19 protein-coding genes and 2 pseudogenes are annotated in these 20892 nt (G+C 71.2%); 12 read left to right on the forward strand and 9 right to left on the reverse strand.

Annotation, left to right across the window (positions count from 1 at the left end; translation table 11 throughout):
• The first annotated feature begins 70 nt into the window (after positions 1-70).
• From OG799_RS15065 to OG799_RS15080, 4 genes are read left to right on the forward strand one after another with little or no spacing between them, the layout of a single operon-like run.
• Positions 71-1702 (forward strand): class I adenylate-forming enzyme family protein, encoded by a 1632-nt coding sequence (locus OG799_RS15065; protein WP_406045657.1) that lies wholly within the window; start codon positions 71-73, stop codon positions 1700-1702.
• Positions 1699-2571 carry an alpha/beta hydrolase gene (locus tag OG799_RS15070; RefSeq protein ID WP_406045658.1) on the forward strand — a complete coding sequence of 291 codons (873 nt, stop codon included), beginning with the start codon at positions 1699-1701 and terminating at the stop codon, positions 2569-2571. The genes OG799_RS15065 and OG799_RS15070 overlap by 4 nt, the downstream gene beginning before the upstream one ends.
• Complete coding sequence (locus OG799_RS15075; protein WP_406045660.1) at positions 2568-3749, forward strand: lipid-transfer protein; 1182 nt, start codon at positions 2568-2570, stop codon at positions 3747-3749. The genes OG799_RS15070 and OG799_RS15075 overlap by 4 nt, the downstream gene beginning before the upstream one ends.
• Positions 3746-4567: an SDR family NAD(P)-dependent oxidoreductase gene (locus OG799_RS15080; RefSeq protein WP_406045661.1), complete on the forward strand. Its 822-nt coding sequence runs from the start codon at positions 3746-3748 to the stop codon at positions 4565-4567. The genes OG799_RS15075 and OG799_RS15080 overlap by 4 nt, the downstream gene beginning before the upstream one ends.
• A 22-nt stretch (positions 4568-4589) precedes the next feature.
• Here OG799_RS15080 and OG799_RS15085 read toward each other — a convergent pair whose 3' ends face one another.
• Positions 4590-5177, reverse strand: a complete 588-nt coding sequence (locus OG799_RS15085; RefSeq protein WP_406045662.1) for a TetR/AcrR family transcriptional regulator — start codon at positions 5175-5177, stop codon at positions 4590-4592.
• A gap of 204 nt (positions 5178-5381) precedes the next feature.
• Here OG799_RS15085 and OG799_RS15090 point away from each other — a divergent pair, with 204 nt between their 5' ends.
• The gene (locus OG799_RS15090; RefSeq protein WP_406045663.1) at positions 5382-6062 is read left to right on the forward strand and encodes an NADPH-dependent F420 reductase; all 681 of its coding nucleotides are present in this window, start codon (positions 5382-5384) and stop codon (positions 6060-6062) included.
• A gap of 64 nt (positions 6063-6126) precedes the next feature.
• Positions 6127-6996 (forward strand): SDR family oxidoreductase, encoded by an 870-nt coding sequence (locus OG799_RS15095; RefSeq protein WP_406045664.1) that lies wholly within the window; start codon positions 6127-6129, stop codon positions 6994-6996.
• A 68-nt stretch (positions 6997-7064) separates the two neighbouring features.
• On the opposite strand, the gene OG799_RS15100 is transcribed toward OG799_RS15095, so the two are convergent.
• The 3 genes from OG799_RS15100 to OG799_RS15110 form a co-directional block, all read right to left on the reverse strand.
• Positions 7065-7979: an IS982 family transposase gene (locus OG799_RS15100; protein WP_406045665.1), complete on the reverse strand. Its 915-nt coding sequence runs from the start codon at positions 7977-7979 to the stop codon at positions 7065-7067.
• A 104-nt stretch (positions 7980-8083) separates the two neighbouring features.
• A complete protein-coding gene (locus tag OG799_RS15105; protein ID WP_406046294.1) occupies positions 8084-8464 on the reverse strand; it encodes a zinc ribbon domain-containing protein in 381 nt (126 codons plus the stop codon).
• Entirely contained in the window at positions 8352-9368 is a 1017-nt protein-coding gene (locus OG799_RS15110; protein ID WP_406046536.1) for a hypothetical protein, read from the reverse strand. The genes OG799_RS15105 and OG799_RS15110 overlap by 113 nt, the downstream gene beginning before the upstream one ends.
• 260 nt (positions 9369-9628) lie before the next feature.
• Between OG799_RS15110 and OG799_RS15115 the strand changes: the two genes are divergently transcribed.
• From OG799_RS15115 to OG799_RS15130, 4 genes and pseudogenes are all read left to right on the forward strand, one after another.
• Positions 9629-10522 (forward strand): LLM class F420-dependent oxidoreductase, encoded by an 894-nt coding sequence (locus OG799_RS15115; protein WP_406045666.1) that lies wholly within the window; start codon positions 9629-9631, stop codon positions 10520-10522.
• Positions 10523-11034: 512 nt separating this feature from the next.
• Positions 11035-11796 (forward strand): annotated as a pseudogene (locus OG799_RS15120) (ATP-binding cassette domain-containing protein); the annotation flags it as partial.
• The gene (locus OG799_RS15125) at positions 11793-13148 is read left to right on the forward strand and encodes an ABC transporter permease (RefSeq protein ID WP_406045667.1); all 1356 of its coding nucleotides are present in this window, start codon (positions 11793-11795) and stop codon (positions 13146-13148) included. The pseudogene OG799_RS15120 and the gene OG799_RS15125, both read left to right, overlap by 4 nt.
• Before the next feature lie 706 nt (positions 13149-13854).
• Positions 13855-14154 (forward strand): annotated as a pseudogene (locus OG799_RS15130) (phosphoesterase); the annotation flags it as partial.
• A gap of 573 nt (positions 14155-14727) precedes the next feature.
• Here the strand turns inward: OG799_RS15130 and OG799_RS15135 are convergent.
• Positions 14728-15888 carry an FUSC family protein gene (locus OG799_RS15135; RefSeq protein WP_406045668.1) on the reverse strand — a complete coding sequence of 387 codons (1161 nt, stop codon included), beginning with the start codon at positions 15886-15888 and terminating at the stop codon, positions 14728-14730.
• Between the two features lie 501 nt (positions 15889-16389).
• Between OG799_RS15135 and OG799_RS15140 the strand changes: the two genes are divergently transcribed.
• Both OG799_RS15140 and OG799_RS15145 read left to right on the forward strand, forming a co-directional pair.
• Positions 16390-16713, forward strand: a complete 324-nt coding sequence (locus OG799_RS15140) for an ArsR/SmtB family transcription factor (protein WP_406045669.1) — start codon at positions 16390-16392, stop codon at positions 16711-16713.
• The gene (locus tag OG799_RS15145; protein ID WP_406045670.1) at positions 16710-17192 is read left to right on the forward strand and encodes an SRPBCC family protein; all 483 of its coding nucleotides are present in this window, start codon (positions 16710-16712) and stop codon (positions 17190-17192) included. Before OG799_RS15140 ends, OG799_RS15145 begins: the two co-directional genes overlap by 4 nt.
• A 380-nt stretch (positions 17193-17572) precedes the next feature.
• Here the strand turns inward: OG799_RS15145 and OG799_RS15150 are convergent, their stop codons facing one another.
• From OG799_RS15150 to OG799_RS15165, 4 genes are read right to left on the reverse strand one after another with little or no spacing between them, the layout of a single operon-like run.
• On the reverse strand, positions 17573-18328 hold the full coding sequence (locus tag OG799_RS15150) for an HAD family hydrolase (RefSeq protein WP_406045671.1): 756 nt from the start codon (positions 18326-18328) through the stop codon (positions 17573-17575).
• Positions 18313-19269: a phosphotriesterase gene (locus tag OG799_RS15155; protein WP_406045672.1), complete on the reverse strand. Its 957-nt coding sequence runs from the start codon at positions 19267-19269 to the stop codon at positions 18313-18315. Before OG799_RS15155 ends, OG799_RS15150 begins: the two co-directional genes overlap by 16 nt.
• Positions 19266-20243 (reverse strand): shikimate dehydrogenase family protein, encoded by a 978-nt coding sequence (locus OG799_RS15160; protein ID WP_406045673.1) that lies wholly within the window; start codon positions 20241-20243, stop codon positions 19266-19268. Before OG799_RS15160 ends, OG799_RS15155 begins: the two co-directional genes overlap by 4 nt.
• A complete protein-coding gene (locus OG799_RS15165; RefSeq protein ID WP_406045674.1) occupies positions 20240-20881 on the reverse strand; it encodes a bifunctional 4-hydroxy-2-oxoglutarate aldolase/2-dehydro-3-deoxy-phosphogluconate aldolase in 642 nt (213 codons plus the stop codon). The genes OG799_RS15160 and OG799_RS15165 overlap by 4 nt, the downstream gene beginning before the upstream one ends.
• Between the last annotated feature and the right edge of the window lie 11 nt (positions 20882-20892).

Raw genomic sequence — 20892 nt, forward strand, 5'->3', positions numbered from 1 at the left:
GTCAGACTGATCCAAGGGTGTGGGGATCATCCATCGCTCCGCGAGCTGAACGCGTCCTAGGTTTTCGCACATGGAGCCCCGCTCATCCGACCCTCGCACGCCCGTCGACGACTTCCGTCCGCGGTGGTCCGGGTTCGCCGCGTTCTTCCGGGACCGCACCGACCTCCACGCCCCGTACCTGACCGAGCTGCACCACGCGCGGGACACCCGGCGCGCCTGGACCGTCGGCGAGTGGCGGTCCCAGGTCGAGGCGACGGCGGCCTGGCTGCGCGGGCAGGGCATCGGCCCGGGGGACGCGGTGGCGACCCTCGCCGGCAACACCGCCGAGGCCCTCGCGGTGGCGTACGGATGCTGGCTGGTCGGGGCATGCTGCGTCCCGCTGAACGCGCAGGAGGCCAGCGACCGGCAGGTGTTCGTGCTGCGCGACTCCGCGGCGCGCCTGCTGGTCCACGCACCGGAGCACGCCGACCGGGCCACCGCACTCGCCGAGGCGACCGCCCTGCCGTTGCACACCGACGACCTGCCGACCGGGAGCGCGGCACCCGTCGAGGACACCGCAGCCGGCCTCGACGTCGCGGCGTTGCGGCTCTACACCAGCGGCACCACCGGAGAGCCGAAGGGCATCATCACCACGGTCGGCAACCTGCTGACCGACCTGGACGCCCTCGCGAGCACCTTTGGCTGGGACTCCGCCACCCGGGTCCACACGGTGCTGCCGGTGCACCACGCCAACGCCCTGGTCATCTCCAGCCTGCTGCCCTGGCACACCGGCGCCTCCACGGTCCTGACCGACCGGTTCCGCACGGAGCGCTTCTGGGCGGACGTGGCCGCCGAGCGGGCGACCACCGCCAGCCTGGTGCCCACCCTGCTGGAGTTCCTGCTCGCCGGCGAGGGCGAGGCGCCTGACTGCTTCGCCGAGGTGCTGTGCGGCGCGGGACCGCTGCTGGTGGAGACCGCCCTCGACTTCGAGAATCGCTTCGCCGTCCCGATCCGGCACATCTACGGCCTGTCGGAGACCACCTGCGTCGCCTCCGCCATGCCCGCTCTCCCCGACGAGCAGCGCCGGCACTGGCACGCCGACGCCGGCTTCCCCAGCATCGGCAGCGCGCTGCCGCACGCGCGGATGGCCGTGCTGCACCCGGTCACCGGAGCGGAGCTGCCCGCCGAGGTCCGCGGTGAGCTCGCGGTCCGTGGAGCGATCATCATGCGCGGGTACGCCGGGCGCCCCGACGCCACCGCCGAGGCCTTCCGCGGCGGGTGGTTCCACACCGGCGACGAGGGCTTCTGGCGTCCCGGCCCGGACGGGCGGCCGGTCTTCTTCATCACCGGACGGATGAAGGAACTGATCATCCGGGGTGGGCACAACATCTCCCCCTTCGAGATCGACGAGGTGCTGCGCGCCCATCCGCGGGTGGCGTTCGCCCTCGCCGTGCCGTTCGAACACCGGGTCTACGGCGACGAGATCGCCGCGTACGTCGTCGCCGACGGGACGCTGACCGAGCAGGAGCTCCTCGACCACTGCGCGGGCCGCCTCGACTTCGCCCACCAGCCCAAGGTGGTCGTCTTCGGCGACGACGTGCCCTACACGGCGACCGGCAAAGCCAAGCGCCTCGAACTGAAGAACCGCCTCGCCGCCGAACTCGCCGCATACCGCGACGCCGCATTCCGCCGTCCCAAGGTCGCCTCCGAGGAGCAGCCGTGAACCCCGAAGAACTCGACGTCCCCGTCACCGGCGGCACCCTGCGGGTGCGCCGCTGGCCCGGCGCGACCGGCCCGAACGTGCTGGCCGCGCACGGCATCACCGCCAACGCCCTGTCCTGGGCGCCGGTCGCCGACGCCCTGGCCGGCCGCGCCACGCTGATCGCCGCGGACCTGCGCGGACGCGCGAAGAGCGCCGCCCTGCCCGGCCCGTACGGGCTCGCCCAGCACGCCGACGACCTCATCGCCGTCCTCGACCACCTCGGCCTCGACCGGGCGCCGATCGTCGGACACTCGATGGGCGCGTTCGTCGCCGCCGTCACCGCGCTGCGCCACCCGGACCGGGTCTCGTCGGTGTTGCTCGTCGACGGCGGCATCACGCTGCAGGTGCCCGACGGCGCGGACATCGACGCCATCCTGCAGGCGGTCATCGGCCCGGCGATGCGCCGCCTGCAGATGACGTTCGACAGCGAGCAGGCGTACCTCGATTTCTGGCGCGTCCATCCCGCGCTCGCCGCGGCCTGGTCGCCCGCGGTCCGGGACTACGCGCTGCGCGATCTGGTCGGCGAGCCGCCGGCGCTGCGCTCCTCCTGCTCCCTCGAGGCGGTACGCCAGGACGCCACCGACACCCTCCTGGACGAGCAGACGACCACCGCCGCGCACCGGATCGACTGCCCGGCGACGCTGCTGTGGTGCGAACGCGGCATCCTCGACGAACCGCAGGGCCTGTACGACGAGACCCACCTCCAGGCCGCCGGGGTCGACCGCGGTCGCCTCGCCGTGGAGAAGGTGTCCGACGTCAACCACTACACGATCCTGCTGTCCGACAAGGGCGCCGGCACCGTCGCCGACCACATCGGGCGGCTGACGTGAGGCCGGTCCTGGTCGCGGGCGTGGGCATGATCCCGTTCCGCAGGCCGTCGCAGAGCCTGCCGTACCACGTGATGGGCGAGACGGCCGCGCGGACCGCCCTGGTCGACGCGGGCGTGGACCACGCGCTGGTGCAGCAGGCCTACGTCGGCTACGTCTACGGCGACTCCACCTGCGGGCAGGCCGCGCTGTACGGCCTGGGTACCACCGGGATCCCGATCGTCAACGTCAACAACAACTGCGCCACCGGATCCAGCGCCCTGTGGCTGGCCCGGCAGGCTGTCGCCACCGGCGCCGCCGACTGCGTCCTGGCCCTCGGATTCGAGCAGATGACCCGCGGCGCCCTCGGTATGGCCTTCGGTGACCGCGACAGCCCGCTGGCCCGCGGTGACGCCACCCGTTCCCGGCTTCAGGACGACGAGGGGGTGCCGTTCGCGGTGGCCTACTTCGGCGGCGCCGGCGCCGAGTACGCCCGCCGCCACGGCACCGCCCCGGAGACGTTCGCGGCGATCGCGGTCAAGGCCCGCCGGCACGCCGCCCACAATCCGAACGCGGTCTTCCGCGACCCCGTCACGGTCGAGGAGGTGCTGGCCTCGCCCCCGATGTACGGGCCGCTGACCCGGCTGCAGTGCTGCCCACCCACCTGTGGCGCCGCCGCGGCCGTGCTGTGCAGCGCCGCCTTCGCCCGCCGGCACGGCCTCGACACCACCGTGACCATCCGCGCCCAGGCGCTGGTCACGGACACACCGGGCACGTTCGACGACACCGACATGATGCGACTGGTCGGCTACGACATGACCCGCACCGCCGCCGGTCGCGTCTACGCCGAAGCCGGAGTCGACCCGCTGGACGTGCCGGTGGTGGAGCTGCACGACTGCTTCACCGCCAACGAACTCATCAGCTACGAGGCCCTCGGCCTGACCCCGGAAGGCACGGCCGAGAAGTTCATCGCCGATGCCGACAACACCTACGGCGGGCGGGTGGTCGTGAACCCCTCCGGCGGCCTGCTCGCCAAGGGCCACCCACTCGGCGCGACCGGGCTCGCCCAGTGCGCGGAGTTGACCTGGCAGCTGCGCGGTACCGCCGGCGCGCGGCAGGTCGAGGGCGCGAACCTGGCCCTCGCGCACAACGTCGGCCTCGGCGGCGCCTGCGTCGTCACCCTCCTGGAGCGGACCGCATGAACAACCTGCGTGGGAGAGTCGCCCTGGTCACCGGCTCCGGCCGCGGAATCGGCCAGGCCATCGCCCGCAAGCTCGCCTCTCACGGTGCCCGGGTCGTCGTCAACGACCTCGATCCCGATCCGGCGGCGGAAACCGTCGAGCTGATCGAGGAGGCCGGCGGGCAGGCGGTCGCGGTCGCCGGCAGCGTCACCGATCCCGACTTCGCCGGACGGTTCGTCGACACCGCCATGTCCACGTTCGGCGGCCTCGACATCATCGTCAACAACGCCGGCTACACCTGGGACGCGGTCATCCAGAAGACCACCGACGCGCAGTGGGCAGACATCCTCGACGTGCACCTCACCGCCCCGTTTCGCCTGTTGCGCGCCGCCCAGCCGGTGATCAAGAAACTCGCCGCCCGGGACCGATCCGCCGGTACGACACGTCACCGCAAGGTCGTCAACATCTCGTCGATCTCCGGCCTGGCCGGCAACCCCGGCCAGGTCAACTACTCCGCCGCCAAGGCCGGGGTCGTGGGCCTCACCAAGACCCTGGCCAAGGAATGGGGCCGGTACGCGGTCAACGTCAACGCTGTCGCGTACGGCGTCATCCGCACCCGGCTGACCGACCCGGCAGGGCCGGGCAGCATCGACGTCGAGGGGCGGCAGCTCGCCGTCGGCCTCAACCCCGACATCGCGGCGTCGCTGGACCGGTCGATCCCGCTGGGGCGCGCCGGGACCGTCGAGGAGGCCGCCGGGGCGGCCTACCTGCTGTGCACGCCGGAAGCGGACTACATCACCGGCGAGGTGCTGTTGTGCGCAGGCGGCTACAGCTTCTGAGAGTGCTACGGGTCCGAGGCGGTCAGCCCCGGGCGGGGCAGGCGGCGTCGACCAGGGCGCGTGCGGCGGCCTTTGCCGCGTCGGCGGTGGCCGGATCGGCGTCGAGGACGCCCGCGGACAGGCCACCGTCGAGGAGCAGGGTTAGCTGACAGGCGATCCGGTCGGGGTCGGTGGCTGCGGCGCGGCGGGCCAGGTCGGTCAGCCAGGCGCGTACCGCCGTCTTGTGCTCGACGGTACGCGCGTGCACATCCCGGCCGGCCGCCGACTCCGCGGCGGTGTTGATGAACGCGCAGCCCCGGTAGCCCTCACGCCGACACGCCGAACGCAGTGCGTCGAACATGCCGACCAACTGCTCGCGCGGGTCCTCGCCCGCGGCGAGCGCCGCGGCGCGCAGCTGCCCGAACCAGACCTGGTCGACCGTGTCCAGATACGCCAGGATCAGGTCGTCCTTGCGCGGGAAATGTTTGTAGAGGGTGGCCTTGGCGACGCCGGATTCGGCGGTCACGGTGTCGACACCGACACCGCGGGGGCCGTACGCGTAGAACAGCCGGAACGCGGTGTCGAGGATGCGCTCGCGGGCCGACTGCCGGGGCACAGCTGCCTGGGCCATCGGTCCGCCTCCTCGCTCCTTACGGCTCGTTGAACGTCGTGAGTTTCCGCCGCTGCACCTCCAGGCTACAGACAAGTCTGTTTAGCGTCACCCGACAATCGCGGCCATCTCGTGCAGCCCGCCGCTTGTGGTAGACAGACCTGTCTGTTAGGTTGTCCTGGAGGCGGGATGTCTCGCACCGAACAAAGTCAAGGAGCGCTCGCAATGAAGATCGCAGTCCTGGGAACCGGCATGGTCGGTCAGGCCCTCGCCGGCCGCCTGGCGGAACTGGGCCACGACGTCACCGTCGGTACCCGCGACATCGCGGCGACGATGGCGCGCACCGAACCGGACGGCATGGGCAACCCGCCCTACTCCGCGTGGGCCGCCGCCCGTCCGGCGGTACGGCTCGCCACCTTCGCCGAGGCCGCTGAGGGTGCCGAGCTGCTGGTCAACGCCACCTCGGGCGACGTGTCGATCGCCGCCCTGGAGGCGGCCGGCGCCGACAACCTCGCCGGCAAGATCCTGATCGACATCGCCAACCCGCTGGACTTCTCCCGTGGTTTCCCGCCCACCCTGTTCGTCAAGGACACCGACTCGCTCGGGGAGCAGATCCAGGCCGCGTTCCCGCAGCTGAAGGTCGTCAAGACGCTCAACACGCTGACCGCCGCGCTGATGGTGATCCCGGCGCAGCTCGCCGGCGGCGAGCACAGCGTGTTCGTGTCCGGCAACGACGCGGACGCCAAGAAGACCGTGGTCGGCCTGCTGGAGTCGTTCGGCCACACCGACATCATCGACCTCGGCGACATCACCACCGCCCGCGGCACCGAGATGCTGCTGCCGGTGTGGCTGCGGCTGATGGGCGCGCTGAACACCCCGATGTTCAACTTCAAGATCGTTCGATAGTGGCACGGGGGTCGGCGACCGCGCCGACCCCCGTCGCACAATCCGACCCAGTCAAGGAGCCACGATGGCCGATCTCATGAGCGGCAAGACCGTCCTGGTCACCGGCGGCACCGGCGGCATCGGCAAGGCCACCGCCGTCGGCCTTGCCGCGCTGGGCGCCCGAGTCGGCGTCACCGGCCGCGACCGAGCCCGCGCCGAGCGGGCCGCCGCGGACATCCGCGCGGCGTCGGGCAACGACGCGGTCGACGTGTTCATCGCCGAACTGTCGTCACAGGCCGAGGTCCGGCGGCTGGCCGCCGACGTCCTCCAGGCGTATCCGCGGCTGGATGTGCTGGTCAACAACGTCGGCGGGTTCTGGGCCCACCGGCATCTGACCGCCGACGGGCTGGAGCGCACGTTCGCGCTCAACCACCTCGCCCCGTTCCTCCTGACCAACCTGCTGCTGGACCGGGTGAAGCAGAGCGCCCCCGCGCGGATCGTCACGGTCTCTTCGGGCGCGCAGGCCATGGGAAAGATCGACTTCGACGACCTGATGAGTGAGCGGAAGTACTCGGGCCAGCGGGCCTACAACCAGTCGAAGCTGGCCAACGTCATGTTCACCTACGAACTGGCCCGACGGCTGGACGGCACCGGCGTCACCGCCACGGTGCTGCACCCCGGCGTCGTGCGCACGGCCTTCGGCGCCGAGGACCCCACGGCGATGATGGGCGCCCTCACCTTCGCCGCCCGCCCGTTCATGAAGACTCCCGAACGGGGTGCAGCCACCGCGATCCACCTCGCGTCGTCCCCCGACGTCGAGGGCGTCACCGGTCGGTACTTCGCCAACCGGAAACCGAAGACCTCGAACAGGTCCTCGTACGACACGGCGGCCGCGGCCCGGCTGTGGCAGGCCAGCGCCGACCTCGTCGGTCTGAACGCCCACGTGCAGCCCTGATCGCGGTCGCCGTCGGCGAATCCCGCCCCGCGGCCCTGATCACCCTCTAGACGATCTATTCCAAGGGGTCAGTGGTCGTATGCGGTCAGGGACCGTAGGACTGGCTGGCCGGTGTGCCAGTTGTGCCAGATCACGGCGGTGAGTGCGAGGATGCGTTGCAAGACGCGTACGGCCACGCCGGCGGGGGTCCGTCCGCCGTGTCGTTCGAGGTCGAGTTGGCCTTTGAAGGTTTGGTTGACCGACTCGATGCTCTGGCGCAGGGCGCGTAGCAGTGCCCGTCCGGGGCGTGGCGGTTCGGTGCGGTAGGCGGGGCGGATCATGGTGACGCCGCGTTCGGTCAGCTGCTGTTCGCTGGCGGCGTCGCGGTAGCCCTTGTCGACGATCAGGATCAGCCCGTCGGGGTGGGTCAACAGGCCGTTGTCCAGGTCGAACAGGTCGACCAGGACCTCGCGTTCGTCGGTCTTGGCGGTGGTCAGGGCGAACGCGACGGGCAGGCCGTGCACGGTGGTGACCAGGTGTAGGCGCAGTCCCCAGAAGCGGCGGGAGTGGGAGGCGCAGTAGCCGTAGCTGGCCCAGCCGGCCAGGTCAGAGCGTTTCACGGTCTCGCGGGAGCGTCCGCACTCCACCGGGGTGGAGTCGGCGATGCGCACCGGGTGCTGCCACAGGTCGGTGTCCAAGGTCAGCAGCCGGATGAAGTGGGTGATCTGCGAGGTCAGGGTACGTAGTCGCTTGTTGTATCCGGGCTGTTTGGGCAGGTCGGGAAACAGGTGGAGCAGGTTGTTGCGGGCGTAGCGGATCCACCGGGCTTCCTTGTGGTACCCCAGCACGGACTGCAACACCGCAAGGGTGATCAACTCCGCGTCGGTGATCTTCGGACCGATACCGACCGCTGGCCGCCACCGGTTGAGCTGGGGTGACGCCTTCAACTCATCGTCGATCTTCACGTAGAGTGCGGTGGCGAGGGTGTCCCGATCGACGTGCACGTGGCCTCCATGGTCATCGTTGCTCAGCAACGTCGATCATGGACACCCTCGCTCTTGTTCGCTGCCCCGCACCCCTTGGAATAGATCGTCTAGTGCGGTGTCCACTAACGTTCACCGGGTTTGCGGTGGGTGTTGTGGATCCTCGCCTTGGGGGCGAGCGACTCCCCACCTGGTGGTGGGGCGGGCCTCCGCGGGCCAACCGACCCTCGCGCCGGCCCGGGTGGACGGCGGGGGTCACGTCGGGACCGCCCGGCACCGGGCAGGTGCCGGCCGGCTCGACGGTGCGTGACCACCTCCGGCAGCACGACCGCCACCGGGGTGGTGGATCCGCCGCCCGGAACACGAGTGGCGATGCTGGCCGCCGCAACGAGGTCACGGTGCCCGGAGAACGCGCAGTGCCGACAGGACAAGGTCCGCCCACGAGGCTTCGGCACCCGCCTTCTGCAGGCCGGACAGGTCGACGACGTGCCGCGTTCGTCGACCAGCCGAACACTGATGCCGGCGAGGGTGGCCTTGTCGGTGAGAACTTGCAGGAGCCGGCCGATCTGCCACTGCCGCAACCGCAGGTGGTGCCGCCGCCCCGCCGCAATGTCGAGCACCCCGCGTGGATCCCCGACGTGCAGCACACCGACCCGCTGCTCCACCGCCCACGAGACGACGGTGCGGGCGGCTTCGTGTTGGGCCTGACGGACCCGCCGCCGGTGCCGGCCCTCCACCAGGCGTGCCCGGCGGCGGTACTGCCGCCACCGCCGCGACCCCGCTCACCACGTTTCGGCGCCCGCCGTGCCACGGCACGGCGACGGCCTTCGTGTCGGCCAGGTGCATGCGATGCTCGGCGCGGATCGCCCGCCCCGACACCAACAACCTCTCCCCGTCGGGGCCGGCCACCGCGTACGGGTGGATGATCCCCAGATCCACCCCGGCCACCCTGCCCGGATCCGGTTGTCCACCGGGCGGATAGACCGCCACCGGCACCTCAGCGGTCACGTCGAGGAACAGCCGACCACCCTCACACAGCAGCGTGACCGACCGGACCTGCTCAACCGGATACGGCACCTCCCGCGCCAGACGCACCCACAACCGCGACGTGCCCTTCGCGGTCGGGATCCGCAACCGACGCCCGTCGAGGGTGAACGTGCCGTGATACCAGCGCACCGGCACCAAACCCCGCCGCCGACGCGGGAACCGCGCCGACAGGTCACCGTCCTTGCGGCGTTTCGCCGCCGCGAACCACGCATCGGAAAACCGGCGCAACACCGACCGAGCACCCGTGGAATCCAGTTCGGCGAACGTGCCCGGCCCGGACGCCGCCAACTCCCGGCACAACTCCTGATAACCGGACAGCGGTACGTCCCGGCGGCGGCGCCGCCACGCATTCACCGCCAGCACGCACGCCCACACGTCACCGGCCGAGCGCAGCAGCCCGAAACACCGCCGCCGCTGGCCGGGCGTGACCCGCAGCGCGACACGTGCGGTGCGATGCACGACCCGCGGGGCGGCGGGATCCCGACGGCGAGGCACGAACCGAAGCCAACACCAGCCCTACGACATTTCCCAACCCCGACCAACCCGGCCAACACGGCACTAGCGTCAGGCCCGGGACCGTAGGGTCCCGGCCCCATCCACGCCCAGTCGGAGTGAGCAGAACGATGAAGCTCGGTGTACACCTGATCAACTTCGACTTCCCGGGCGGCCCCGCGTCGGTCGGGCCGACGCTGGCCCGGGTCGGCGCCGCCGCCGAAGCCGCGGGAGTGGCGAACCTGTCGGCGATGGACCACTACCTTCAGATCGAGGGCATGGGCCTCGGCGATGCCGACGCGCCCATGCTCGAGGGCTACACGACGCTCGGCTTCCTCGCCGCGCACACCAGCACCGTCGAGCTGCAACTGCTGGTCACCGGGGTCACGTACCGCCACCCCGGCCTGCTGGCGAAGATCGTCTCCACCCTGGACGTGCTGTCCGGTGGCCGCGCGGCGCTCGGCCTGGGCGCCGCCTGGTACGAACGCGAACACGCCGCGCTCGGCGTGCCGTTTCCGCCGTTGAAGGAGCGCTTCGAGCGGCTGGAGGAGACCCTGCGGATCGTGCGCCAGATGTGGAGCGACGACAACGGCCCGTTCGAGGGCAGGCACTACCGGCTCGCCGAAACCGTCAACTCACCGCAGCCGCTGCGCCGCCCCCACCCGCCGATCATGGTCGGCGGGGGCGGGGAGAAGAAGACCCTGCGCCTGCTCGCCCGCTACGCCGACGCGAGCAACCTGTTCGCCGGGCCGCAGTCCAGCCCGGCGCAGGTGAAGGCGAAGCTCGACGTCCTCGCCGCGCACTGCGAACGCGAGGGCACCGACTTCGGCCGGATCCGCAAGACGGTGCTGTGGGCCGGCCCGTTGACCCCCGACGCCGAGAACGGCAAGGTGTTCGCCGACCAGCTGGCCGGGTACGCCGAGGTCGGCATCACCGAGGTGCACGTGATGCCCTTCGGCACCGACCCGGTCGGGTTCATCGCCGGCCTCGGCGACCACGTCATCGGGCACCTCGAGACCATGTGACCGACGGGTGTCGCACCCGGCCGCGCTTCCTGGCACGGCTCCCGTCGCCGACCCGGTCGGCCGGAGGTTATGGCGACGACCACTCCCTCAGGGCGCGCACGATCCACGCTTGACGGCGAGGCTCGCGGCCAGCACCGTGAGCCACCAGCTCACCCCGATCGCGATCGTGGTGAGCGTCGGCGCGCTGGTGCTGGTCCGCCGCTGCACGCTCCGAACGCTGCCGGTCCTGCTCGCCGTCGTGCTGATGGCCTACATCAGCTACGGCGCCGTCACGTACTTGGCGGGGCACCTGCACGACATGTTCGGCTCCGTCGGGAACGTCGGCGGCGCCATCAACCACGGCGCGGTCGAACGGGTGCGGGGCGACGCGGGGCACCAGATGGTGGTGCTGCTGCGACTCGTCCTCACCGTGGCGGTCTGGGGGCTGGCGGCCGTCGGCGCGTGGCGACGGTTCCGACGGGGACACGCCGACCTGGGTCTGCTGGCACTCGCCGGGGCACCGTTCCGCCGACAGCGGCCGCCTCGAGATCCTGGGTACGCCGGTCGGGCGGGCGCTCGCCGCTCCCGACGGTGTCGCCGGCTTCGTGGACGGGCCTGGCCTCTACCCCTCGCTCACCGCCAGGCAGAACCTCGCCGCACTGGCCGCTCTCCGCGGCCGCGACGCGCGGACAGCGGGGATCGACGACGTGCTCGACCAGGTCGGGCTCACCGATGTCGCCGACGACCGGGCCCACGGCTTCTCCCTCGGCATGCGTCAGCGGCTCGGGCTCGCCGCCGCCCTGCTCACCATGCCGCGGCTGCTCGTGCTCGACGAACCTTCCAACGGCCTCGACCCGGCTGGCAAGAAACACGTACACGGTGTCCTCACCCGGCTCGCGACGGACGGAACCAGCGTCGTGCTCTCGAGCCACCGCATGGACGACCTCGAGGCACTGTGCTCCGAGGTCACCATCGTCGCCACCGGACGGGTCGTCTTCTCCGGCCCGCTGAGCAAGCTGGCCGCCGAGAACCGTGAACTCGACTACCGGTTGCTCACCTCCGACCCGCAGGCGGCCCGCCGGCTGGCTGTCGACACGGCCGGGATCCGCGTCGTCGACGCCGGGGCATGGCACGACGCCGAGGTGCTCGTCGTACGCGCGCTGGTGCCCGCCCTCGACGAACTGGTGGTGCGGCTCGTGCACGCGGGCGTCGCGGTGCGCGAGCTCGCACCCCTGGTGTCGCCGCTCGAGGCCGCGTTCCTCGCCCTCACCGAGCAGCAGGAGGCCAGCCGATGACCGCGACCATCGCCGGCGACCCTGCCGCCGGTGCCCGCCGCGTCTCGGTGGCGCGCGGCTACCGGTTCGAGCTGGTCAAGCTGGTCTCGCAATGGCGGATCCGCTTGCTGGTCCTCGCCTGCTGGATCACGCCGGCGCTCTTCGTCGCCGCGGTGAGCCAGCAGAGCTCGCTCCCCGTCGACACCCTCTTCGGTCGCTGGATGCATGCCACGGGGTGGGCCGGACCGCTGGTGATGCTCGGTTTCGCGGGCACCTGGGCGCTCCCGCTGCTGACCTCGCTGGTCGCCGGCGACGTGTTCGCCTCCGAGGACCGGCTCGGCACCTGGCGCCACCTGCTCGTGGCGGTCCGGTCGCCTCGACGGATCTTCGCAGCGAAGGCACTGGCCAGCCTCACCGTCATCCTGCTGCTCGTGGCCGGGCTCGCCTGTTCCAGCGCGGCCGGCGGGGTCGTGGCGGTCGGCAACCAGCCGCTGGTCGGCCTCGACGGCCACCTGCTGACGTCAGCGGACGCCGCCGGGAAGGTCCTCCTCGCCTGGGTCTGCGTACTCGCCCCGACTCTGGCCCTCGCCGCGATCGGGCTACTCGGGTCCGTCGCGCTGGGGCGGTCCCCGATGGGACTGCTGCTGCCCGCGCTCGTCGCGCTCGCGATGCAGCTCGCCCAGCTGCTGCCGCTCCCCGTCGCCGTACGTCTCGCCCTGCCCAGCTATGCCTTCATCGCCTGGAACGGTCTGTTCACCAGCCCGGCACAGCTCGGCCCGCTCCTGATCGGCATCGTGGTCAGCCTGGTGTGGGCCGTGACCGCGACAGCGCTGGCCTACCTGCTTTTCCTGCGGCGCGACTTCACCAACCTGACCTACGACGGCTCGGGGCGCCACGCGGTCACCGCCGGAGTCCTGCCGCTCGTCGGGCTGGTCGCCGTGACGGTCGCGGTCATCGCCGCGGCGACCCCGGCCACGGGCTCCGGGATCGAACAGGACAAGGTGCAGCGCTCGGTCGCCACGGCATTCGCCCACCTCTACCGCATCCAGACCAGGCAGCTCAACCGCCCCGACGTCACCGAAGCGCAGCTGAAGGCCACGGCGACGTGCAACAAGGGCGGCGGCAAGGTCGCCGCCCGGGGGCCCGGCAACGACTGGCGTTGCGTCATCTCCTGGCATCTCCCCGACGTCGAGGCCGCGGGGACGGCCATCTACCAGCTCGACGTCACCGCAGACGGGCGGTTCGTGGCCGATGGCGACGGACCGAAGGAAGTGAACGGCTACTTCCTGGTGCGGACCCCGACCGGGGACGCACCGAACCCGCTCTGGCAGTTCAACGGCAACGTCGAACTGCTCCCCACCACGAAGGGATAACTCCATGCAGGTAACACGCCGCCGCCGGCGTGTCGAGAAGGACCATTCCGGCCTTCTCGGTCGACGCATCGGCCGCCGGATACCCCTCGTAACGGCAGGCACCACCGCTGTCGTCGTCGCCGCCGGCACCGGCATCGCTTTCGCTCAAACGCACCAGTTCGGCACCGACCAGGTCGGCCAGACCACCGACAAGGGCCTGGTCGTGTCCAGCGACCAGTACCTCAACCCGATCGGCGAGCGCCTCGTCATCAACAACGGCAAGATCATGTCGTCCTCGGTCAGCCCGGACGGCACCCACGTCGCGGCCTCGGTCGCCGACGGTGGGATGGCGCTCGCCATCGTGGACCTGAAAAACTGGAAGGTGCAGCAGCTCGTCGGCAACAACGCGGCGGCGAATCTGCGCATCAGCGGCAACGACGTGGGCCAGGAAGGCCCCACGTACTCCCCCGACGGTTCGCAGCTGTGGCTAGGCCAGGCCGACGGCTACCGCAAGTTCACCGTGAACCCGGACGGTACGCTCGCCAACCCGACCTTCATCCGGGTCCCGCAGGACGGGCCCAAGCGCGCGCTGGTGGCTGAGGCGGTGTTCTCGCCCGACGGCTCCACCGTGTACTCCGCGGTCAACGGCCAGAACCGGGTGGTCGCCATCAACGCGGCGACCGGGGCCATCCAGCAGAGCTGGGCCGTGGACAACGCCCCCCGCGACATGATCAAGGTCGGCACCAAGCTCTACGTCAGCAACGAGGGCGGGCGTCCGGCGAGGTCCGGCGACACCACGATCAACTCCTACAACACCCAGGTGCCGGCCGACCCGGTGACCGCTGCCACCACCACCGGCACGGTCAGCGTCATCGACCTGGCGAACCCGGCTGCCGCCGTCACGAGCATCGACGTCGGCCTGCACCCGACCGCCCTGTACGCCAAGAACGGGGCGCTGTTCGTCGCCAACACCGCCACCAACGACGTGTCGGTCATCGACACGGCGAGCAACAAGGTGGTCCAGACCATCGCCACCCAGCCGTGGCCGGAGGCGACGGTGGGCTACGAGCCCGACGCGGTGACGCTCACCGACGACGGTCACCTGCTGGTGACGCTCGGCCGCGCCAACGCGGTAGCCGTCTACCGGTACACGACCCCGCTGGAGCCGGTCAGCTACGTCGGCCTGCTCCCGACGGACTACTTCCCCGCCGAGATCACCACCGTCGGCAACGACGTGCTGGTCTCCAACACCCGTGGCATCGACGCCCGCCGCCCCACCAACAGCGCCGGGCACGGCACCCACGACACGACGTCGAGCCTGCAGCGGTTCACGCTGCCCAGCGACGATGTCATCACCCGGTGGGCGTCCATGACCGTGTCGAGCGTAACCGGGTGCGGGTCCAGTCGTGGACGCAGCGCGCCGGCGTCGGCCAGCGCCGCAGCCACCCTCCGACGCCTCGGCGAACGCCGCCACATGACCACCGATGAGATCCGCACCCGGGTTGCGCCTTCTCGGCGCCTTCCCGCTCGGCTGACAGCCACTCTGCCTGGCTGTATGGGCTCCGGGCCGGCAACCGGGGCCGATTCCGGCGGCGCCTACTCATTCGGGCGCGCCGCCTGCCTGAACGGATTCCTCGCCGTCTCGCATCGCACTCCGTACCTCCTCATTCGCCGACGTCGGGTCGCAGCCGGTAGCTCGGAGCAGGTCGCTCGCGGCGGTGCGTAGCTGGGTCACCACCGCATCTCCGAAGTCGCTGACTCCCAGCGCTCGGGCTCGGCCGGCCTTCTGCACGGCCTCACGTATCTTCTGGTGGGTTCTTGCGGTGGGTCGCCCGGCACGGTGCTCACCGCGCAGGAGCTCGACCGCATCGGCGAGGTGGCCGACGCCGACGGACAGGTCGGAGGGAATCCGCTCGTTGTACTGCAGCGCCATCGCTGACCGACGGGCCAGCCCTCGGCTGTGTTCGATGACTCGTTCCATGTACACGGTCGCGCGGGCGAAACGTTCCACGTCCTGGCGGCGTCGCCATCGGGCCGGCGCCAGGCTGACGACCTCCTCGGCGCCACTGAGCGCCTGGTGCATCCTGTCGAGGTCGGGTCCCATGCCGCGTAGCGTGTCCAGCGCTCGCACCGCCCGTTGCTGATCGCGTGTCGCCAGCGCGGCGGAGACCTCCCTCAGCTGACCGGCGAGGCATTGGTAGATGGGGGCCGCGTCGCGGTCGAGGATCCGCATCGGGTTGATCGGTAGCAGCAACGCCACCACCACGAGGCCGACGACGGCGCCGACCGTCGCCTCGACGATCCGCGGCACCTCAAGGTCCTTTTGGGCCGGAGCCAGGGTCGCGAGGAGCACCGCCGTGCCGCCGGCCTGTCCGACGGCCGCCCCGCTGCTGCCGAACAGCACGAGCGTGGCCAGGATCGCAGCTCCGACGATGACTCCGGTCTGCCAGAAGCCGGTGCCCAGGAGCTTCAGCAGGAAATCGGTGGTGGCGATACCCAGTCCGACTCCGAGGAGCAGTTCGGCGGTGCGGCGGGCACGTTGGCCGAGCGCGGCGACGATCGTGCCCACCGCGGCGGAGGGCGCGAAGACCGGCGACGGGTTGCCCAGCACATCGTGTCCGATCGACCAGGCCAGAGCTGCGGCGAGTCCAGCCTGCACGGAGATCACGAAAGCGACCTCCAGCTGATGCAGGCGCAGTCGGCCCGCCTGGCCACTTTGACTTCGGATCCTGGCCGCAGTGCCCTTCACGTTCTCGGCCACACGATCAGGCGTTGACCGATTGACGCCGGGTCGGCGGTCGTCAGCACTCACTGAGCACTCGTACCACGCCCACGGAGTGGAATCCGGCAAACCGCAAAGGCCACCTGCGAAGGTACCCGCACCTTCCGGAGCCAGGCCACGGCGACTCCGCTGTCTCTCCATACGTCCCGGTACTCGGCCGCAACCGCTCCCCTACACCCCGGTCGCGCCTGCCGTCGTCGCCGAGGTCGCCGGCATCCGCGCCGCCATCTGGGTGGCGGCCGCCCTCACCGCAGTGTCCGGCCTGCTGGCTTGGGCGCGCATGTACAAAACTCACCCCCGTCCGGGCGGCTGAGCAATGCCGCCAAAGCTGGTCGTGACGGCGTTGTCGACCTCGCGCGTCAGGCCCGCTCGACGGCTCTCAGCTCGACGGGCTGGTGGTCCGATCCCCTGACCATGGTGCTTCCTTCGCGAGCTCGGCGCTCTTGACTCACCGCATCCGTACGTCGTAGCTTACCGTTCGTGGCTACTTACCAAGCTGACGATGGCTGGGACGCTCTGGGAGATCCCAGCAGGCGCGCCATCGTCGCGTGCCTGGCCGAGCGCCCCCGGGCTGTCGGCGAGCTCGCCGAGGAGCTGCCGATCAGCCGGCCCGCGGTATCCCAGCACCTGAAGGTCCTCAAGGACGCCGGACTGGTCACCGACCAAGCGGCCGGCACCCGCCGGGTCTACCGGCTCAACCCGGCGGGCGTGGCCGCGCTGCGCGACCAGCTGGAGACGTTCTGGAACCGAGCACTGGACAGCTATCAAGACGTCGCCGAACAACCGACCGAGGAGATCCCATGACCGAAACAACAACCGCCGTGGTCCGCAGGCAGATCGTCGTGCAGGCGCCGCTCGAACGGGCGTTCACCGTGTTCACCGAGCGGTTCGGCGATTTCAAGCCGCCGGAACACAACCTGCTCGGCGCGACGATCGCCGAGACCGTGTTCGAACCGAAGGTCGGCGGCCACATCTACGACCGGGCCGTCGACGGCAGCGAGTGCCGCTGGGCCCGCGTGCTCGCCTACGAACCACCGGACCGGGTTGTGTTCAGCTGGGACATCAGCCCGCAGTGGCAGATCGAGAACGACCCGGACAACACCAGCGAGGTCGAGGTCCGCTTCGTCGCCGAAACCCCGCAACGCACCCGGGTGGAGCTGGAACACCGCCACCTCGATCGCCACGGCCCCGGCTGGCAATCCGTCAGCGACGGCGTCGCCCACGACGAAGGCTGGCCCCTCTACCTGACTCGATACGCCGCTCTGTTCACCCAGGGCAGCTGAGGTGCCGCCGATCACCGTCAGCACCGAGGTCGACCGGCCGGCGGAGGACGTGTTCGCCTACGCCATCGACCCGACCCGCTTTCACGAGTGGCAGGCGGGCGTCGTCGACGGCCGCATGGACCAGCCGGGCGTCCCCGACGGGGGAGCGCGATGCCTGACCACCCGGCGCGGCGCGTCGTGGCGGCGCCGCCGCCACGCGTTGACCTCCAACACACACGCCCACACATCACCGGCCGAGCGCAGCAGCCCGAAACACCGCCGCCGCTGCCCCGGCGTCACCCGCAACGCGATACGCGCGGTGCGGTGCACAACCCGAGGGCGCGGCGGGATCCCGACGGCGAGGCACGAACCGAAGCCAACACCACCGGTACGACACTTTCTCATCGGCGACCGACCCGGCGAACGTTGGTGGACACCGCACCAGCCTGGGTCGCCACTTCCTGTCGTGTTGTCCGACCAGACCGCAATAGGGCCTCCAGATGAACGGCGAGCGCCGGCAGGTCTGGGAAGCTGGCCTCGACGTCCGTCAACCGTGACCGGCCCGGCGCTTCGACACCGAGCACCCGGCAGCCGGCGAGCCGCGCGGCCCGAGCGCCGGTGGGCGAGTCCTCGATCACGACGACCTCGGCGGGTCTCACACCGAGGCTCGCCGCTGCCGCGAGGTAGATGTCGGACGCGGGCTTCGGATGGGAAACTTCATCTCCGGCCAGCGAGGCGTCCAGCAGTTCCAGCAGCCCGATGGACGTGAGGATCACGTCCAGGATCGCCCTCGGCGTGTTCGACGCGACCGCGACCGGCAGCGCTGCGGCGACGGCGGTGACGAGGTCGACCGCCCCGGGCAGGGGGACCAGGTGTGCCTGGATCCGCTGCGCGGCGAGGGCGATCAGCTCGGCTTCCAGCTGCGCAATCGCCGGCGGATCGGCCATGTGCGCGGCCAGGCGGAGGACGGTGTCGCGCATGGAGAGGCCGTGAGTGGATGCCCGCAGCTCGTCGCTGAAGAGTCCGCCGTGCCGCTCACACAGCAGCCGCTCCGCCTCCGCCCACGCGTCGTCGGTGTCGGCGAGCACCCCGTCACAGTCGAACACGACGGCACCGACGGCTGGTGCCACGGAACCGACGCTCACGTCGTCCGCCACGCGAGCAACCGGGCGGCGTTGTCGACGAGCAGCCGCCGTACGAGGTCGTCGCCCAGGCGCGTCCGAAGTCGCGGGAGGAAGCGGGTGGGCAGGTACGCGAGACCGGGCATGCCGCCGTACGCCAGGTAGCGGCTGCGCCGGGCGACATCCCCGCCGAGCAGCAGGTGATCGGCCGCCCCGCCCGCGCACACCGCCTCGATCAGGTCGAGAAGCGCGCTGTCCGGCCGCTCCCGGTGTCGGGACATCCCGTCGTAGCCCAGGTACGCGCCCCGTTGGGCGAGTTCCACGTGCAGCCCAGGGTCGGGGTTGCGGTCGGCGTGCGCGAGCACGACCCGGCGTGACCCGACCCCCGCGTCGCGCAGCACGTCGAGTACCTCATGGCCCGCGCTGCCGTGCTCCAGGTGGACCATCACCGGCGCGCCCGTCTCGCGATGGGCGGCTGCCACCGCGGCCAGGACCCGGCGCTCGAAGGGGCCGATGGACCAGTAGCCGATGCCAGCCTTGAGTAGACCGGCGCGGACCGGCCTCCCGTCCGGGCCGCGGGCGATCGAGCCGTCCCCGTCGTCGCTGCGCGGGCACCCGTCCACCAGGTCGGCGAGGAACCGCGCGGCCAGCGTGGCCTCGTCGTACGAGGTGAGCCTGGGGTTGTCCGGGTAGTGGGCGGCACGGTGCGCGCCGGTCGTCGCCACGATGTGCATGCCGGTCGCCGCGCTGATCCGGGCGATGGCGGCGGGGTCGCGGCCGAGCCCGACCGGAGTCGCCTCCACCATTGCCGTCATGCCCGCCGCCCGTAACAGCGCCGTCTCCTCCCGACTCGCCGGCTCGTCGTCCAGGTCGTCCCCGGGGAGCAGAGACGTGACCTGGAAAAGGTGCTCGTGGTAGTCGGTCGGGCCGAGGAGCGCGGGGTCGACGTCACCGAGGACGGTGCGGACAAGGCTCACCGGGCGGCCTCGGCGGCTTCGGCGAGGCGTTCGATCGTCGGCGCGTCCAGGTCGAGGTCGAAGACCTCGGCGATGACCTGGCTCCAGCCGTGGATGAAGTAGCGCCAGCCGTCCACGACGGTCAACGCGCGCGCCTCGCGCTGCGCGCGCGCCTGATGCAGGAACTCCAGGCTGCCCCGGTAGTTGAACTCCCAGACGTAGCCCTGCTGGGGCAGCGTGGCAGCGGCGGGGAGGGGCGAACCGGGACGGTCCTTACCCAGACCCGTGGCGTTGACCACGAGGCTGCCGGCTGGCGCCGCCTCGAGCAGGTCGGCCACGTCCTGCGGGTCGTTGACCGACACGTACTCCACGAGACCGTCGGGCATGTCACCCCGGCCAGCCACGTCCCGCAGGTGGGCGAGGCGGCGCGGGTCGGTGTCGGTGCACATGATGCGCTGCGGGCGGTCCGCGCGCTGGGCCAAATGCCAGACCAGCGCGGTCCCGGCGCCGCCCGCACCCAGGCAGACGACCTGCGCGCCGGTCGCCGCGAAGTGGTCGGCGGGCAGGAATTCCTCGAGGGCCAGCCCCACCGTGAGCGGGTCCTTCGCGTGGCCGTACAGGCGGCCGTCCCGCTTAGAGATGCTGGAAATCTCGCCGCACAACCGCGCGAAGTCGTCCAGCTCGTCGAACAGGTCGCGGCTGGCCTCGTACAGGCGCAACTTGTGCGTGGTGACAAGGGCGCCCCGGTACGCCGGGTCGTCCCGGATCTGAAGCACCAGCGCCCGGTACTGCGCGTCGTCTGCGTCGAGGGGAAGGTCGTGCCCGACCAACCGGTCGGTCGGCAGACCGAGGATGTTCGCCCACGCCGGAAACACCCGGTTGATCGAGGAGTTGCCGGTGGTCACCCCGACGAAGCCCAGGTCGCCGGCGCGGGCCGCCCCTCCGCCGGCCGTGCTCGCCGCGTCGGCCGAGGAGATGCCGCGGCTGCCCGTCATGCCGGCCGCGCCGTGGTGAGGGCGGAATGCGCGGCGGTGAACCTTCGGGCCTTCGCCTCGACGGCGGCGAAATCGCCACGACCGAGGTCGGCGGCGGAGCAAAGCTCGCTCCCGGCACCCACGGCCACCGCGCCCGCCGCGAACCACTCGTGCAGGTTCTCCGGGTTCACGCCGCCCGTCGGCATGAACGGGACGTCCGGGAACGGCGCACGCAGCGACTTGAGGTATCCGGGTCCGCCGAGCGAAGCCGGGAACACCTTGACCACGTCGACCCCCAGGTCGACGGCGAGCATCACCTCGCTCGGGGTGAGCGCCCCGGACAGCACGGCGCATCCCGTGTCGCGCATGGCCGCTACCACGGTGGGCGTAGTGCCGGGAGCGACGAGGAAACGCGCTCCCGCCGCCGCGGCGCGCCGGGCGTCCTCGCCGCTGCGCACGGTGCCCGCGCCGAGACAGATCTCGTCTCCGAAGCGGCGGTCGAGCTCCGCAATGACTCCGGGAGCGTCCGGCGTGGAGTAGGTGATCTCGATTCCGGTGACGCCACCCGCGACGAGCGCGGCCACACCGTGCAGCGCGCTGTCCCGGTCGGGTGCGCGGACCACGGCGATCACCGCGGCGGTCTCAAGGGCGGACAACACAGTCTTCTCCT

This window comes from Micromonospora sp. NBC_00898 (assembly GCF_045207895.1).
Classification (GTDB): Bacteria; Actinomycetota; Actinomycetes; order Mycobacteriales; family Micromonosporaceae; genus Micromonospora.